17 protein-coding genes and 1 tRNA gene are annotated in these 15,771 nt (G+C 60.8%); 8 read left to right on the top strand and 10 right to left on the bottom strand.

The genetic code is table 11. The annotated features are described in order from the left end of the window. Window positions 1-38: 38 nt before the first annotated feature. The 7 genes from HV822_RS10590 (at window position 39) to HV822_RS10620 (ending at window position 5,475) form a co-directional block, all read left to right on the top strand. Window positions 39-731 carry an ABC transporter permease gene (locus HV822_RS10590; protein ID WP_238869955.1) on the top strand — a complete coding sequence of 231 codons (693 nt, stop codon included), beginning with the start codon at window positions 39-41 and terminating at the stop codon, window positions 729-731. Further along, a complete protein-coding gene (locus HV822_RS10595; RefSeq protein ID WP_238869956.1) occupies window positions 728-1,432 on the top strand; it encodes an ABC transporter permease in 705 nt (234 codons plus the stop codon). Before HV822_RS10590 ends, HV822_RS10595 begins: the two co-directional genes overlap by 4 nt. Window positions 1,433-1,441: 9 nt before the next feature. Further along, window positions 1,442-2,647: a methyltransferase gene (locus HV822_RS10600; RefSeq protein ID WP_238869957.1), complete on the top strand. Its 1,206-nt coding sequence runs from the start codon at window positions 1,442-1,444 to the stop codon at window positions 2,645-2,647. Between the two features lie 602 nt (window positions 2,648-3,249). Next, window positions 3,250-3,325: transfer RNA gene (locus tag HV822_RS10605), tRNA-Thr, on the top strand. A 201-nt stretch (window positions 3,326-3,526) separates the two neighbouring features. Next, on the top strand, window positions 3,527-4,366 hold the full coding sequence (locus HV822_RS10610; protein WP_238869958.1) for a hypothetical protein: 840 nt from the start codon (window positions 3,527-3,529) through the stop codon (window positions 4,364-4,366). 9 nt (window positions 4,367-4,375) lie between these two features. After that, on the top strand, window positions 4,376-5,014 hold the full coding sequence (locus HV822_RS10615) for a hypothetical protein (RefSeq protein WP_238869959.1): 639 nt from the start codon (window positions 4,376-4,378) through the stop codon (window positions 5,012-5,014). Window positions 5,015-5,028: 14 nt separating this feature from the next. Continuing rightward, window positions 5,029-5,475, top strand: coding sequence for a hypothetical protein (locus HV822_RS10620; RefSeq protein WP_238869960.1), 447 nt, complete (start codon window positions 5,029-5,031; stop codon window positions 5,473-5,475). Window positions 5,476-5,728: 253 nt separating this feature from the next. On the opposite strand, the gene HV822_RS10625 is transcribed toward HV822_RS10620, so the two are convergent. From HV822_RS10625 to HV822_RS10640, 4 genes are all read right to left on the bottom strand, one after another. Next, entirely contained in the window at window positions 5,729-6,664 is a 936-nt protein-coding gene (locus tag HV822_RS10625) for an alpha/beta hydrolase (protein WP_238869961.1), read from the bottom strand. 124 nt (window positions 6,665-6,788) lie between these two features. Beyond that, window positions 6,789-7,868 carry a zinc-binding dehydrogenase gene (locus HV822_RS10630; RefSeq protein ID WP_238869962.1) on the bottom strand — a complete coding sequence of 360 codons (1,080 nt, stop codon included), beginning with the start codon at window positions 7,866-7,868 and terminating at the stop codon, window positions 6,789-6,791. Between the two features lie 59 nt (window positions 7,869-7,927). After that, on the bottom strand, window positions 7,928-8,449 hold the full coding sequence (locus HV822_RS10635; protein WP_238869963.1) for a 2,4'-dihydroxyacetophenone dioxygenase family protein: 522 nt from the start codon (window positions 8,447-8,449) through the stop codon (window positions 7,928-7,930). Window positions 8,450-8,637: 188 nt separating this feature from the next. After that, window positions 8,638-9,648 (bottom strand): AraC family transcriptional regulator, encoded by a 1,011-nt coding sequence (locus HV822_RS10640; protein WP_238869964.1) that lies wholly within the window; start codon window positions 9,646-9,648, stop codon window positions 8,638-8,640. A gap of 177 nt (window positions 9,649-9,825) precedes the next feature. On the opposite strand from HV822_RS10640, the gene ppnN reads away from it, so the two are divergent. Continuing rightward, window positions 9,826-11,199: a nucleotide 5'-monophosphate nucleosidase PpnN gene (gene ppnN / locus HV822_RS10645; protein ID WP_238869965.1), complete on the top strand. Its 1,374-nt coding sequence runs from the start codon at window positions 9,826-9,828 to the stop codon at window positions 11,197-11,199. Between the two features lie 45 nt (window positions 11,200-11,244). Here ppnN and rutF read toward each other — a convergent pair whose 3' ends face one another. From rutF to rutA, 6 genes are read right to left on the bottom strand one after another with little or no spacing between them, the layout of a single operon-like run. Continuing rightward, the gene (gene rutF / locus HV822_RS10650; RefSeq protein WP_238869966.1) at window positions 11,245-11,757 is read right to left on the bottom strand and encodes an NADH-dependent FMN reductase RutF; all 513 of its coding nucleotides are present in this window, start codon (window positions 11,755-11,757) and stop codon (window positions 11,245-11,247) included. Between the two features lie 11 nt (window positions 11,758-11,768). Further along, window positions 11,769-12,362 (bottom strand): malonic semialdehyde reductase, encoded by a 594-nt coding sequence (locus tag HV822_RS10655; protein ID WP_238869967.1) that lies wholly within the window; start codon window positions 12,360-12,362, stop codon window positions 11,769-11,771. Window positions 12,363-12,374: 12 nt separating this feature from the next. Further along, a complete protein-coding gene (gene rutD / locus HV822_RS10660; RefSeq protein ID WP_238873587.1) occupies window positions 12,375-13,178 on the bottom strand; it encodes a pyrimidine utilization protein D in 804 nt (267 codons plus the stop codon). Window positions 13,179-13,191: 13 nt separating this feature from the next. Next, window positions 13,192-13,575, bottom strand: coding sequence for a pyrimidine utilization protein C (gene rutC, locus HV822_RS10665; protein ID WP_238869968.1), 384 nt, complete (start codon window positions 13,573-13,575; stop codon window positions 13,192-13,194). Next, window positions 13,572-14,324, bottom strand: coding sequence for a pyrimidine utilization protein B (rutB, locus tag HV822_RS10670; protein ID WP_238869969.1), 753 nt, complete (start codon window positions 14,322-14,324; stop codon window positions 13,572-13,574). Before rutB ends, rutC begins: the two co-directional genes overlap by 4 nt. Beyond that, the gene (gene rutA / locus HV822_RS10675; protein ID WP_238869970.1) at window positions 14,324-15,415 is read right to left on the bottom strand and encodes a pyrimidine utilization protein A; all 1,092 of its coding nucleotides are present in this window, start codon (window positions 15,413-15,415) and stop codon (window positions 14,324-14,326) included. Before rutA ends, rutB begins: the two co-directional genes overlap by 1 nt. Window positions 15,416-15,771: the final 356 nt, after the last annotated feature.

Consider the following 15,771-nt stretch of genomic DNA (forward strand, 5'->3'; position numbering starts at 1 on the left):
CAGCCGGGCCCTGCGGGGTCCGGCCTGGATGTAACCCCATGCCTGATCTTCACGGTTTTGGTCCAGCCCTGCTTGAAGGGACCTGGATGACCATTCGTTTGTCCCTGGCGGCGCTAGCGCTGGGGCTGCTGTTCGGCCTGCTGGGCGCTTCTGCCAAGGTCTCGGACAAGCGCGTGCCGCGCCTGCTGGGCGGCTTTTATACCTCGGTGGTGCGTGGCGTGCCCGAGACGGTCTGGGTACTGATGATGTACTTCGGCACCGTGTCGGCGATGAATGCCATCGGTGCCTGGTTTGGTAATCCGCGCTTATCGCTAAGCCCCTTTGTTGCCGGAACCCTGGCCTTGGCGCTGTGCTTTGGCGCCTATGCCACCGAAGTGTTTCGTGGTGCGCTGCTGGCCATTCCCAAGGGCCAGAAGGAGGCCGGGCAGGCGCTGGGCATGTCCAATCTGCGCATCTTCTGGCGCATCACGCTGCCGCAGCTCTGGCGCGTGGCGCTACCCGGATTGGGCAATCTCTACCTGATCATGCTCAAGGACACGGCGCTGGTGTCGCTGATTACCCTTGAGGAGATCATGCGCAAGGCGCAGACGGCCGCCAACGCAACCAAGGAGCCGTTCACCTTTTATCTGCTGGCCGCGCTGATCTACCTGTTCCTCACGGTCTTTATCATGGGTGCGCTGCACTGGTTTGAACGCCGCGCCAACCGCGGTTTTGTGAGGACTGAGCTATGACCTGGGCTGAACGCTGGGCAACCATCGAGCGCTTTTTGCCGCAGCTGTGGGACGGCACCCTGGTCACCCTGCAGTTGGTCGGGCTGGCGGTACTCATTGGCCTGTTCTTTGCCATTCCGCTGGGGCTGGCACGGGCATCGCGGCACTGGTACATCCGTGCGCTGCCGTACAGTTATATCTTCTTCTTTCGCGGCACACCGCTGCTGCTGCAGTTGTTTCTGGTCTACTACGGCATCTCCCAGTTCGAGGTGGTGCGCAAAAGCTTCCTCTGGCCCTATCTGCGCGAGCCCTACTGGTGTGCGCTGATTACTATGACCATGCATACCTCGGCCTATATCGCCGAGATCCTGCGTGGCGCCATTCAGGCCGTGCCGCCGGGTGAAGTGGAAGCGGCCCGCGCCCTGGGCATGTCACGACGCCAGGCACTGCAATACATCATCCTGCCGCGCGCCATTCGCATCGGCTTGCCGGCCTACGGCAACGAGGTGATCCTCATGCTCAAGGCCAGCGCCGTGGTGTACACCATCACCATGATGGACATCATGGGGGTAATCCGCACCATCAACTCGCGCACCTATCAGTACGAGTTGTTCTTCCTGGTGGCGGGTGTCATGTATCTGATCATCACCCTGGTGTTCACCCAGTTGTTCCGTCTGGTGGAGCGTTGGCTCAAGGTGGACGCTGGCCGCCAGCAGCGCTGACAGCACCCGGTGGAGCTGCTGGAGCGGTTCAACCTGCTGACCGACTGGCTGCAGCGTCACCAGGTGCTGTGGCGTCAACGCCCCTTCACCCAGCTGCAGCTGTCCTGGGAGCAGGACTGGCCAGCACTGGCACAGTGGCTGCGCCAGCGCAGCCTGGCCGATGCTGAAGCGGCCCAACTGCAACCCGCACTGCTGACCGATGCCCCCGCACCTTTTGGTGAGCTGGCAGCCGAGGCGCGCGCGCTGTGCAGCCTGCCGCGCTGGCACGGCGACCTTGCGCAGCCGCTGCCTGAGCTGCTGCACCGGCATATGCCGGGGCGCAAATGGCAGCAGATCACCCGCTTTAGTGCAGTGACCACTGCCCGTAGTCCGGCCACGCCCCAGCGCTGGGTGGACTGGTGCGCCGGCAAGGGGCATCTGGGCCGCTTGCTGGCCTGGCACAGCCAATGTCCGGTGTGCTGCCTGGAGTGGGATGCCGCGCTGTGTGATGCGGGGCAGCAGCTCAGCCAGCAACTGCAGCTGCCGGTGCAGCATCTGAGGGCAGATGTCATGCAGCTGTCTGCGGCGCAGCTGCAACCGCAGGACGCGGCAGTTGCCTTGCATGCCTGCGGCGATCTGCATCGGCAACTGATCGAGCAGGTAGTGGCTGTCGGTTGTGCACAGCTGGCGCTGTCGCCTTGTTGCTACAACCGAATCAGCGCACCGCAGCACCAGCCTTTATCGAATGCCGGCAGGCAAGCCGGGCTGCAGCTCAGCCGTGATGAACTCGGCCTGCCGTTGCAGCAGACCGCCACCGCCGGCGCACGCGAGCGCCGCCGGCGCGACCGCTCCATGGCCTGGCGCCTGGCCTGTGACCTCTGGCAGCGTGAAGCGCGTGCTGTAGATGCCTACCTGCCCACGCCCTCTAAGCCCCCGGGGCCGCCACCGGAAAACCTGCAGCAATTCTGCCAAGCGGTTGCCAATCACCACCAGTTGACGCTACCGGCGCCACCCCGTTGGGACGCACTGGAGCAGCGCGGCTGGCAGCGGCTGGCCGAGGTGCGCAACCTGGAGCTGGTAGCCGGCCTGTTCCGTCGCCCGCTGGAGCTGTGGCTGGTCATTGAGCGCGCACTGTATCTACAGGAGGCCGGCTACAGCGTCAGCCTTGGCGAGTTCTGCGAAGCGGAACTGACCCCGCGCAACCTGCTGCTACTGGCTATAGGAAGCACTGATTAATTCCGCATGCTCTCTGGCATTCGGGCGGGGCTGCAATCAAGGCGTGGTTTCGAAGGCATGTCGGGACCTGTCGAGAAATCACAACGTAGAGTGCGGCCCCGCCTGAACGCCCCGCAGGGCGGGCGCTCAAGCGTGAATCTGCCGCGTTGCGCTGCTTGCCAATAGAACCACTATTGGCTGCACATCGCGCCTTGCATCTACACGCTTGAGCACTCGCAGAGAGCGTGTGGAATTGATCAGTGCTTCCTATACACAACAACTGACAGTTATTCACCAGTCTGTGTACCGCTTGCGCACAGGGTTATCCACAGCGTGATCCGACCTGTGGTTATCCACGCCTTCTGTGCATAACTGTGTTGATGACACTGGAGTAACCTTGCCAAAGCCAGATTTGGCGCGGCCTTGCGGCTGTAGGCTAAATGTTGATCAGTTTTCATCTTTGTGTAAAAACAACAGCTTGCGAGCACTATGTAAGGCGTCGGTAGAAAAGTCATGCACAAGTGCGATAGCCCTGTCAGGGGATAAAATCACCTGCGAAAAAGCGGCCGCCAACGGCGTCGATCTCTTTACACAGAAATCTGGCGATATATAATGCACCCCGCGCCGGTATAGCTCAGCTGGTAGAGCAACTGACTTGTAATCAGTAGGTCCCGAGTTCGACTCTTGGTGCCGGCACCATACAAAACAAAGGCTTGCAATAATGCAGGCTTTTTTTTTACGCGCTGCGCGTACAAATACACGTACAAATGGCAGTGTTGAGCTATAGCCGCTCAATGGCTATATTTAGGGTGCTCACTGTTACGGTGGTCGGCGAGAAAGGAACGAAGCCGGGCTCTTGGAATCTGACAGTGGTGTTGCTTCTTCATTGGAGTCATATGGATGACTGGCCACTTCAAGCCGTTTAGCGATTCTCACGCAATCGTTGAGGTTGTGTTTTTCTTTGAGTTCGCCGGGCGCGTTGTATTTCCAGACGATATAGAGGCACGGGTGACTGATGCCGTGTCGGCTGTTGAGGGGCGCGAATGGCGATACGAGCCAGTAAAGTCCATTAAAGTTAATGTCGCTGGGCATAGCACTCCAGGTGTTTCCCAGTCCGACGATGGCTTCCAAATGGTTAGTATGCGCTCTGATCGCCCAGAGCCGGCCTGGCAGATTTCTGCATACCGTAGCCAGATCACGTTGCATTGCCTTGAGTATTCGCGTTGGGCTTTGACATCGAAGATGGTCCAAAAGTACTTGGACGCAGTGTTTTCAACCCTTGGTGAGCAGAACGCGAAAGTGCGTATGTTTGGGATGAAAGTGCTTGATCGGTTTGTGTACTTCGGAGAGTTGGCGGAGTTCTCGGCGAGCGAGCTTTTTGATGAGAGCTCGGAATTTCTCAATAAGAGCATGTTTCGCTCAGGTCATCGCTGGCACCTTCACACAGGATGGTTTGAAAAGGGTGCCTGTGATGATGAGGAACTATTGTCCCAGCTGAGCATTGATGCCGCTGCTATTGCACCGCCGGATCATCGCCCCAATGTAGGTGTTTCTATCGACCATACGCTGTCGGTTCGGGCGGTACCTGCGCGCGATCTGGGCGATAGGTATACTGTTTGGTCTGGTAGCCTGGATAAGGTGTTTGAGCGCTTTGAGCTTATGCACATGCGAAACAAAGAAATAGTTTGCAGCCTGTTGAACCGTGATGTGTGCGACTCAATGAACATGCATATTAAGTAGGAGCTTAGGATGGACGCTGGGAGCACCACCGAGTATTTGGCAACGACCCAAGGTTTTGGCGACGTTGAGATGCGCTCAACCTACGCTGGCATGGGCACCTACGCTGCTGTTCTGCTGACTGATCGCTCCAATCCATTCAAAGTGGCTGATGTTGATGAGGAGCCTGTTGAGCAGGCAGGAACTGAGCGGTCGTCCACTGTCTATGTGGAGGCGATTGCGCGCTCGGTACCGACTACCGCAGGTTTTTTCATTGAACCCATCAGTCCTCTCGTGCTCCCTAGCAGGCACGGGGCTACTGCAATGCATTCCGTTATGGAAGCGGTCAGGCCTTTTGCTCGGCTTGAGGCAGGTTGGGATGGCTACGATGGTGTCGCGCCAACTTCTAAGGCTATCGACGATGCCGAGCGGTTTGTTATCGGCCACCTTTACGCCTTCGAAAAGCGTCGTCCCAGAATATCGCCTGCGTCAGATGGTGAGGTGAATTTCTGCTGGCGTGGTGAAGGCCATCTTCTGGATCTGGGTTTCTATGGCGACGGTACCTACTCCTATTACGCGAAGCTCGCAGATGGGCGTGAGTTTTTTAACGATGACGCCCCAGTGGATGCGCTCCTGCCAGAAGAGATTGCGGTAGCGATCTTTGCTGCTTAAGGCTGCTGTTCGGTATGGAGAACATGGAAGTTCTAGACGAAGAATCTTTGCTCAGGCTTACTTTTGCGCCTGAGCACTTTGTCGATGGGGAGTATCAGCAGTCTGCGATATCGCTGGAAGACCTGAAGATAAGAGGCGTCAGCGTCGATAGAACAGGGCTCACCAAGAAAGAGGTTGTTTTGGAGAGGGTGGCGAGTCAGGCGGCGCGTAGGCCTGATGAACGCGAGATGCCTGTTTACTCCCTTCTGCGGTGCTCTGCTGTGCGCGACGCGACGAACCCGGCCGGGGATCCATTCTTTGACGTGGAGCCTGCTCGAGTTAGAGGTAATGATGGACACGCTCTTATCTTCAGCAAGGATCGAACGCTTGGGAAGGGGGGTATGAGGAAGGTGCGCGACGAGTTGCTTTCCCAAATGACCGCAACGCTTACCACGTTAGAGCTAGTTTACCCCGACAGCTGAAACTTGATTGGCGCCTTGTCTTGCTTCACTCGGCCGACGGTTTAACCGTCCGTGGAAACGGGGTAGAACCCTTCTCCAGGTTACGGACAGGTAGGGGTACCCGTTTCATAACCCGGTTCGAGGCCGTATGGCCATCACCCCTGACAGTGGTCAACTGTCTGGTGAATACCGTATCAGCACATCACATGAAAGGCCTGCAGAACTGCAGGCCTTTTTTTGTGCGCGCAATGTGGCCTCCGGTTGGCCCGCGGGCTTAACCTGCTGTCCACCCCGCCGGCGTTTGTCCGCTGGCAATCGCCAGCGCCTCTGGCAGTGAGGCGGGGAGCATTGGGCCGTGGCTGAGGTCGGGAAACTGCTTCCAGTGCACGCTGAGGCCGGGTTTGTCGGCCAGGCTGTGTACGGTAGCCATAAAGGCGTTGCTGCCTTGCTGCTTGAGGCGAGCGATCTCGACGGCATCCATCTGTTCGCTGATGCGTACCTCGTTGCTGCCCCGCGCCAGCCAGACGTCAGCCTCGGCGCTGCTGCTCGCCAGATACTGCTGAATGATCCCTTGGTGCCAGTACACCGCCGGGCTGACCGGGATGTAGCGGCTGTAGCTGCTTAGCGGGCTGGCCATGGCGTAGAGTGCAAACAGGCCGCCGAAGGAGTGGCCCCAGAGGGTTTGTTGGGTGTTGTCGAGGTTGACGCGTCGCGCTACCTCCGGCTTGATGCGGTGCTCCAGCAGCTTGAGGAAGGCGTCGGCACCGCCGCCTAGCCGCTCGGGGCGCAACGGGTCGGCAATCAGCCCTTCGCCGGGGCCGGCCGGGGTGTAGTCGCGCTGCCGGGCGACCACGTCAAACAGCAGGTCGGTGTTGTAGCCGACCATGATCAGCACTGGTCGGCTAGCTGCCGGCAGAGCACTGAGCCAGTCTTCACGTAGGTGGTGCAGGGCGGCGTTGCCGTCGAGCAGGGTCAGTGACGGGTAGCCTTGGGCGGGTGTCGGACTGCGCGGAACGCCGAGCCAGATACGGTAGTGACGTTCGCCGTCTGCCGAGTCCAGACGAAAATCTTCAAAGCGATACAGGTTGGACTGCCGGTCGGCCAGGGTACTGCCCATGGTGCGGGTGAGGTCTGGGCGGGCGTGGCCCAGGCTGGGCAGGGCGCTAGCAGCCAGCAGGCTCTGGATGAACAGGCGGCGGGATATCGGCATGGCGAGGGTGGCTCTGGGCAGTGGCTGGGCGGCCACCACTGTAAGGAAGCGTGGCCGCCTTGCACAAGCCCGGTGCGCAGAAAGGCGAGGCGGCTGGGCCTGCGCCTTTTCTGGCGTTGTTGGCTTAGTTCACTACGATCATGATTTTTGCCTGGTCTTCGGGTTGGGCCAGCGAGTCGAAGGCCGCAGGTACTTGCTCCAGGCCGATGTGTCTGGTGATCATCGGTTGCGCGTTGAGCTTGCCATCAGCCAGGGCATGCAGTGTGCTGCCGAATTCCTCGGTGCTGTAGCCAAAGGTGAACTGGATACTGACTTCCTTGGGCAGCGCCATCAGCGGCTCGAAGCTGTCGCGCTCCATACACATGCCGACGATCATGACTCGCGAGCGTGGCGGGGCGTGCTGGATAATCTGCTGCATCACGCCCGGAACCCCTACACACTCGAACACCACGCAGGGGCGTGGCTGCGGGCCGATCCCTAATAGCGCCATCGGGCCGTCGATATCAAAGTCGGTTGGGGCTGCCACCTGTAGCCAGGAGCTCCATGGCGATTGCTCGGCCGGATTAACCACCACGTCGGCACCCAGTTGCTCGGCCAGCTGGCGCCGTGCCGATGAGAAATCCGAGGCGACAACCGGGCCAATGCCCTTGGCCTTCAGGATGGCAATGACTGCCAGTCCAATCGGGCCGCAGCCGACCACCACTGGGACTTCATCACCGGTCAGCTGCGCGCGATTGACCGCGTGCATGGCGACCGCCAGCGGCTCGGTCAAGGCGGCCACGTCACTGGGTAAGTCGCCTGGAACCGGTATCAGCATCTGTTCGGCCAACACCATTTGCTCACCGTAACCACCGGGGTAGCGGTTGGAAAAACCGATGTGGTCGAAGCGGTCGGCGCCCACTACAAAGGGTAGCGAGACAACCCGGGTGCCGACTTTCAGCTGCTTGCTGGCCCCAGGGCCGTGATCGAGGATTTCAGCGCAGTATTCATGACCGAAGACCACGCCCGGCTTGGGATCGAAACTGACCGGAATCTTGGCCGTGGCGAAGGCGCTGAGTACGTTGCCGCAATGGTGGAACATGTGCAGGTCCGAGCCGCAGATACCGCAGGCCAGCGTCTTGACCAGTACCTCGCCGGCGCCAGGCACCGGGGCATCCAACTGCTCGACCTGCAGGGATCGGTCGCGCATCACAACTGCTTTCATAGGGTTCTCCTGAATTGGAAGGAGGCCGCCCGGCAAGACGCCAGGCGGTGGGCCTGCGGTTACTTGGCGGAGGGCGTGCGGGCGTAGCCCGGAATCGGCGGGGTGATGTAGGTCATCTTGTCGGCGCCCTGCTCCTTGATGCCCTGGTCAACCCAGGCTTTGATCAGGCTGGCGTCCATCATGCCCAGATAGTTGCCGTTTTCGTCGAAGTTCACGTTGGTGCCAAATACCACCATGAAGGTGTCGGTCTCTTCGGTGTTGTCCGCTGGGGTGTTGAGCTGGTGGACGGAACCGCCGGGCTCGTAAAGGTAGCAACCGGCAGTCTGCTTCTGGTCGGGATATTCGGTGTAATACCAGCAGCCGCTCATGGTGTAGAGATGTACACAGCCGGTGTGGAAGTGGATTGGCAAGGTGACGCCGGGCGCGAACTTGACGCGCAATACCCAAACGCCGTTGAAGGGGTCGAGCATCAGCGGGTAGGCTTTGATGCCGGGGTGCAGCAGGCCTTCGAGAAACTTCTCGTCATTGGTGTTGATGGTCAGCAGGGAGTCCTGGTGGGTAAAGGCTTCGGGCAGGGCCATAGCTAAATCCTCGGAGTTGTTGTCATTGTTTTGTTGGCTACTGGGGCCAATCACGGCGTGCACACGCTAAAAAGAAGCGTAGCTGGGGTGCGCCGATGGAGGGATTTTCAGATGGCGGCAGGGTTATTAATTGTCATTTGATGTCGCTTATTTGGCTTTTGCTGTCACGTAGGGAAGTCCCCTTCTGACTATGCGCCTTGCTGCAACTGGTGTCGGCGCGCGCTGGGAGCCAGGTCGTGCCAGCGTTTGCAGGCGCGGTTCAGCGAACTTTGCTCAGCGTAACCGAGCAGCGCGGCGATCTGCGCCATGGGCATATGGGGCTCCAACAGGTACATGTCGGTAAGTTCGCGGCGCAGGTTGTCGACCATTTGCTCAAACACTAACTGCTCCGCTTCCAGACGACGCTGCAGCGTGCGTTCGTTCAGGCCCATGCGTTCGGCAACCACCCGCAGGGTGCAATGTCGGGTCGGCAGCAGTCGCTTGATCAGGTCGATGACCTGGCTGTGCAGGTCAAGCGGGTTGGCCGCGCTCAGGCTGTACAGATAATCGAGCATGGTGTCATGTAACTGACGATTGTGCTCGCTGATCGGCTGGGTCAGATGGTCCGGGCGCAGGACCAGCGCGTTGCACTCCTGGGCGAAGTAGGCGTTGGCGCCGAAAAAATGCTGATAGCGGCTCTGTGGCAAGGGGGTGCTGCAGCGCAGCAGTACTGCAACGCAGTGAAAGTCCCGCCCGTAAAGCATCTGCAGTGTGCGGTGGGCGACCCCGAGCGACAGCTCCAGAGTCTGCCTGACCCGGTGCAGCGCTGGCAGGCGCAGGTCAAACTCCAGCTGGGGGCGCTCAGGATCGCTGGTGTCCAGGCGCAGGCTGATGCCGGGACTGTAGGTATGCATGAAGTGAGCGACTTCCCGCAGTGCTTCACCGACGGTACGCGCGTTCTGGGCAATCACCGCCAGCGGGCCGAGGATGCTGATGCTCTGGCGGCTCGCCATTTGCAGACCGAAATCCGGGCACTGCAGGTGCTCGGCGCTGTATTCGAGCAAGCCGATCAGTGAACGGTACGGGATGACGCCGGTGACGTTGTCGATCACCTGGGGGTCGATGGCGAACGCGCGCAGCAGCGTTTCGGGCTCGCCCCCCAGTTCGCGTACCAGCGGCACAAAGCCGGTCAGAGAGGTGGTCTTGATCAGTGCGGTCATGGCAGCTTTATAGCAAAAATGAGGCCTGGCTTGCCATTGCGTGCCGCCTCTATGTGCAGAGCGATTGCCAAGTTCGCCTGCTCGGCGCAAGAATGGAGTCAGCCGTTGCGACCGGACTGGTCGTATCTACCCTAACGCCGCCAGCGCTCTGCTCGGCGTTTGCCAAGGAAGCCTCGCATGACAAGACCCAACGTAATCAATGCATCGGTCAGCCCCAAAGGCAGCCTGGAAACCCTCTCCCAACGTGAAGTACAGCAGCTCAGCAAGGTCAGCTCCGGCGGCTTGCATCAGCTGTTCCGCCAGTGTGCGCTGGCAATTCTCAACACCGGCGCACGGGTCGATAACGCCAAGACCATTCTTGAGGCCTACGCCGACTTTGAAGTGCATATTCATCAGCAGGACCGTGGTGTACGGCTGGAGCTGATCAACGCGCCGGCTGACGCCTTTGTCGACGGCGAGATGATCGCCAGTACCCGTGAAATGCTGTTCAGCGCCCTGCGCGATATCGTCTATACCGAAAGCGAGCTGGGCGGCCCACGGGTTGATTTGGAGAGCTCCGCCGGTATTACCGACTACGTTTTTCACCTGCTGCGCAACGCGCGCACCCTGCGGCCTGGGCTGGAGCCGAAGATGGTGGTGTGCTGGGGCGGGCACTCGATCAGTGTGGAGGAGTACAAGTACACCAAGAAGGTGGGCCACGAACTGGGCCTGCGCAACCTCGATATCTGCACCGGTTGCGGGCCGGGCGTCATGAAAGGCCCGATGAAAGGCGCGACCATCGCGCACGCCAAGCAGCGCATCGTCGAGGGGCGTTATCTGGGTATTACCGAGCCGGGCATCATTGCTGCCGAAGCGCCCAACCCGATCGTCAACGAACTGGTGATCATGCCCGACATCGAGAAGCGTCTGGAGGCCTTCGTGCGGGTTGGCCACGGCATCATCATCTTCCCGGGCGGTGCCGGCACGGCGGAGGAGTTTCTCTACCTGCTGGGTATATTGATGCACCCGGACAACCGCGATGTGCCCTTCCCGGTGATTCTCACCGGGCCGCGCAGCGCTGACGCCTACCTGCAGCAGCTGAATGCCTTTGTGGGTGAAACCCTTGGCGCCGAGGCGCAGCAGCACTACCGCATTATTGTTGACGATCCGACCGAAGTGGCGCGCTGCATGGCATCAGGCTTGAAAGAGGTGGAACACTTCCGCCGTGAGCGTAACGATGCCTTTCACTTCAACTGGCTACTGCAGATCGAAGAGGGCTTTCAGCGCCCATTCGACCCCACCCACGCCAACATGGAAGCGCTGCAACTGACGCTGGATATGCCACCGCATGAGCTGGCCGCGAACCTGCGTCGGGCGTTTTCCGGCATTGTCGCCGGTAACGTCAAGGACAAGGGCATCCGCCTGATTGAGCAGCACGGGCCGTACCGTATCCACGGTGATCCGCGCATCCTGCAGCCGCTGGATGCGCTGCTGCAGGCCTTTGTTGATCAGCACCGGATGAAGCTGCCGGGCGGCGCGGCCTACGAGCCGTGCTACCGCGTGGTCAGCTGATGGAGGAGAGCTACTTCGCTGCAGCTGCAGCGAAGTAGTGCTTGCTCAGACCGGTTGGCAGTAACGACGCTGAAAGTAGACCAGACCGTCGCCGCTTTCGCGCTGGCGGATCGCCAGAATCTCGCAGATCAGAATGTCGTGGCTGCCGGCAACAACGCGGTTGCTGATGCGGCAATCAAAGTTGATCAGTGCGTCATCCAGCATCGGCGCACCGCTGACGTCGGTACTCCACTGGGCACTGGCAAAGCGCTCATCCATCGCCGTCTTGCCACCGAACAGGTTGGACAGCGCCTGCTGACCGCAGGTCAGCGTGTTCACGCACAGGTGGTCGTTGGTCTGAAAGATGTCGTAGACCGATGCGCTGCGATTCAGGCAGACCAGCAGGCTTGGCGGTTCGTCCGACACACTGCACACGGCGGTGGCGGTAAAGCCGGCGCGACCGGCAGGGCCATCGGTGGTGACCACGTTGACGGCCGATGCCAGCACCGACATGGCGTTGCGGAAAGCGTCTTTGGTGACCGGGGTAGGCATGGGTTCCACTATCTTGGCTGCGAGCATGACGGGCTCCTTCAGGTAAGAATGCAGGCCTTGGAGTAGGCCAGACGCGGCAGACGATCAAACACCTTGCTGCTGTCGCCGTAACCGAGGTTGATCAACAGGTTGGACTTCCAGTGGCTGTCGCTGAAAAACGCGGCGTCCAGCGCCTTGGGGTCAAAGCCGGACATCGGCCCGGTGTCGAGTCCCAGGCTGCGTGCGGCCATGATGAAGTAGGCGGCCTGCATCGAGCTGTTGCGAAACGCGGTTTCGTAAATCATTTCCGGGCTGCCGGTGAACCAGCTGCGTGCGTCGGCATGCGGGAACAGCTCGGGCAGCGCGTCGTAGAAGCGCGAGTCATAGGCGACGATCACGGTGACCGGCGCGCTCATGGTCTTTTCCAGGTTGCCGGATGACAGGCAGGGCTTGAGCAGCTCCTTGCCCTGACGGGTGCGCACGAACACAAAGCGCGCCGGGCTGCAGTTGGCCGAGGTCGGGCCCATCTTGGTCAGGTTGTAGATAGCTTCCAGCAGGCTGTCTGGCACCGGCTGATCCAGCCAGCCGTTGTGGCTGCGGGCCTCGGTAAACAGTTGCGCCAAGACGGTTTGATCCAGTGGTTCTTCGTACATGGTTGCCCTCACTCAGGCGGCGTATTCGGTGTCGTGAATGACGCTGGCAAGAAAGCGCCTGAGCGTCGTATTGATGGTGTCCGGGCAGGTCACGCTGGAGGCGTGGCCGCCGTAGTCAAAGCATTGCAGGTGGGCGTTCGGCAGTTGTTCGGCAAGCTCTCGTGAGCACTGCCAGGGCACCAGCATGTCGTCGCGGTTGGCGATCAGCAGCGTCGGCTGGCGGATGTTGGCCAGCGCCTGCGCATCGGGCGCAAACGCCTGCAGGGCGGCAATGCGGCGCAGCAGATTGTCGGTCGGCGGAAAGCCGGCCACGTGCTTGCGGTCGTCGATTTGCAACTGCTCGATGTTGGCGGCAATCCAGTCCGGCGGGTAGAGAAACAGCGCCTGCGCCTCGACGTAGGCAGTCGGGCCGCTGCTGGCCAGCAATTGCTTGCGTACCGAGAAGCAGCGCGCGGTGTGCGGGCTGACCCGCGACCAGGCGTTCATCAGCGTCAGGCTGCGCAGCCCCGGCGCCTGCTGGATGGCCAGCGCCAAACCGACCAGCCCGCCGAGGGCATGGCCGATCAGGTGATAGTCGCCGATGCCGTGGCTGGCGAGCAGCGTGCGCAGCTCGCTGGCCATGGCGTCGATGCTGTAATCGGCGGGCAGCGCTGCAGGGCTCTTGCCGGTGCCGAGCTGGTCGTACAGGACCACGCGATAGTCGCTGGTCAGATCATCCAGTTGTGGCATCCAGAAGTGCGCCGCGCCGCCGAGCCCCGAGCTGAACACCAGCGTCGGGGCGTCGGCATCACGCCGGCCGTGGATTTCGATATGCATCACGGCCGTGGCCTCAGCCGACGTGGGCGATGCTGGCGATTTCGATCAGCGCGTCCGGCTTTACCAGACCGCACTGGATGCAATAGCGCGCCGGCTTTTCGCCCGGGAAGTACTCGGCGTAGACGGTGTTGATCGCGGCGTAATCGCTCCAGTCGCGCAGCATGATCATGTTGAAGGTGACGTCATCCATGGTGCCGCCGGCTTCCTCGACCACGCCTTTGATGGTTTCCAGCACGTGGCGGGTTTGCGCTGTCGCGTCGCCGACATGCACCACGTTGTTGTCCTTGTCGAAGGGCAGGGTGCCGGAGACGTAGAGAATGCCATCGGCCATCGAGCCCGGAACGTAGGGGGCCAGCGGTTTGCCGGTGCCGGCGGGGAGTACGGTTTGCTTGCTCATGCGGATGCTCCTTGGGTAGCGGAAGTGGTCAGGGCGCTGCAGAAATCGTCGACTGTGCTGACCCAGCCAAAGAAGGTTTCGATGTTGTACAGCGAGGCCTGCTGGACGAACTCCGGTCCGGCCTGATGGGTGGCGTCGGCCAGTACCACGCCGAAGTATTCGAGGAAGAAACCGTCGCGCAGGGTGGACTCCACGCAGACGTTGGTGGCGATGCCGGTGAACACCAGATTGCGGATGCCGCGGGCGCGCAGCAGGCTGTCGAAAGCGGTGTTGAAGAAGCCGCTGTAGCGCGGTTTTGGCACCACAAGGTCGCCCGGCTGCGGCTGCAGGGCGTCGACCAGATCGTAGTCCCAGGTGCCCTTGGCCAGCAGCTTGCCCTGCAGTTCCGGGTTCTTGCGCATGGTCTTCAGTGCGTTCGACTTGTGCCAGTTCGGCGAGCCAGGGCCACCGGCTTCGGCGTACTCGCTGTCCCAGCCGTTCTGGAAGAAGATCACCTGCACGCCGGCGGCGCGGGCCGCTTCGATGGCGCGGGCGATCTGCTCGATCACCGGCCCGGTGCTGGAGACATCAAAGCCGGCCAGATCCAGATAGCCGCCCTTGGTCGAGTAGGCGTTCTGCATGTCGACTACGATCAGCGCGGTCTCGCCGCTGTTGATCGCCAGCGACTCGGGGCGCGCGGGCAGAATCACATCGGTCGGGTTATTGCGTACCGGTGCATGACCGACAACAGGTTTGGTCAGGCTGTTCATCACGCGCTCTCCAGCATCTCGTTGGTTACGTGTTGGCGGCTCTTCATCAGCGGCTGGATCTTGCTGCCGAAGTCTTCGATGCCCTTGATGAAGTCGTCGAAGGTCAGCATCACGCCGCTGTTGCCGGGTACGGTGGCGACTTCGTCGAGCATGCGGGCGACGCTCTCGTAGGAGCCAACTAGCGTGCCCATGTTGATGTTCACCGCAGAGGTAGGATCGGCCATCTGACGGATGTTGGTGTCGCCCTTGGACTTGGTGTCGGCGGCGCCTTGCTCGCCCAGCCAGGCAATGGCTTCGTGGTCGGCACCGTCCTTGTAGTGCTCCCAGCGGGCGCGGGCGGCTTCGTCGGTTTCATCGGCGATCACCATGAACAGCGCGCAGGAGGTGACGTCACGGCCGCTTTCTTCGGTGGCCTTGACCAGGCGCTCGACGGTCGGGGCAAAGGCGGTCGGGGTATTCACGCCCTTGCCGAAGCAGAAGTTGTAGTCGGCGTACTTGGCGGTGAAGGCCATGCCGGCCTCGCTCTGCCCGGCGCAGATGACTTTCATGTCGGCCTGGGGTTTGGGGCTGACGCGGCAGTCGTCCATCTGGAAGTGCTCGCCCTTGAAGTCGCTGCTGCCGGTGGTCCACAGGTCGCGCAGTACGGTGGCGTATTCGCCGAGGTAGTCATAGCGGCTGGAGAAGAACTCATCGCCGGGCCACAGGCCCATCTGGCTGTATTCCGGCTTCTGCCAGCCGGTCACCAGGTTGACGCCGAAGCGGCCGTTGGAGATCGAATCGATGGTCGAGGCCATGCGCGCAACGATGGCCGGTGGCAGGGTCAGGGTAGCGGCCGTGGCGAACAGCTGGATGCGCTCGGTGACGGCGGCCAGACCGGCCATCAGCGTGAAGGATTCGAGGTTGTGTTCCCAGAATTCGGTCTCGCCGCCAAAGCCGCGCAGCTTGATCATCGACAGCGCAAATTCCAAGCCGTAATGCTCGGCGCGCTGCACAATGGCCTTGTTCAGGTCAAAGGTTGGCATGTACTGCGGTGCGTTCCTGGAGATCAGCCAGCCGTTGTTACCGATGGGGATAAAGATACCTACATTCATTGGGTTGCACTCCGTATTCCATGTGTTCAGAAGGTCGGCGCACACAGCCGGCCGCTGAGCTGGGAAAAAGCACAATCCAGGCCATGTTTTTTTTAGTTATCTAAATCAATGGGTTGAGTGGTTTTGATGATTTAAATTGGACCATTTAGTCCGAACTAGAGCACTTGGTTTGTGCGTCGAGCGCTGCATCGGTGCCCATTTTGGGGCTTGAGTTTCCCGCTACGGTGGAGGTTAGAATGCGCCAATCGACTACGAGGCCGACCTCTCCGTGAGTAAACAGATCCCGCGTTCTGCCGTTCCTGCCAAAAAGCCCAAGGCGCGCAGCCGGGTGCCCAGTGAGGCTACGCTGAACCGCC

Origin of the sequence: Halopseudomonas maritima (genome assembly GCF_021545785.1) — a bacterium.
Lineage (GTDB): Bacteria > Pseudomonadota > Gammaproteobacteria > Pseudomonadales > Pseudomonadaceae > Halopseudomonas > Halopseudomonas maritima.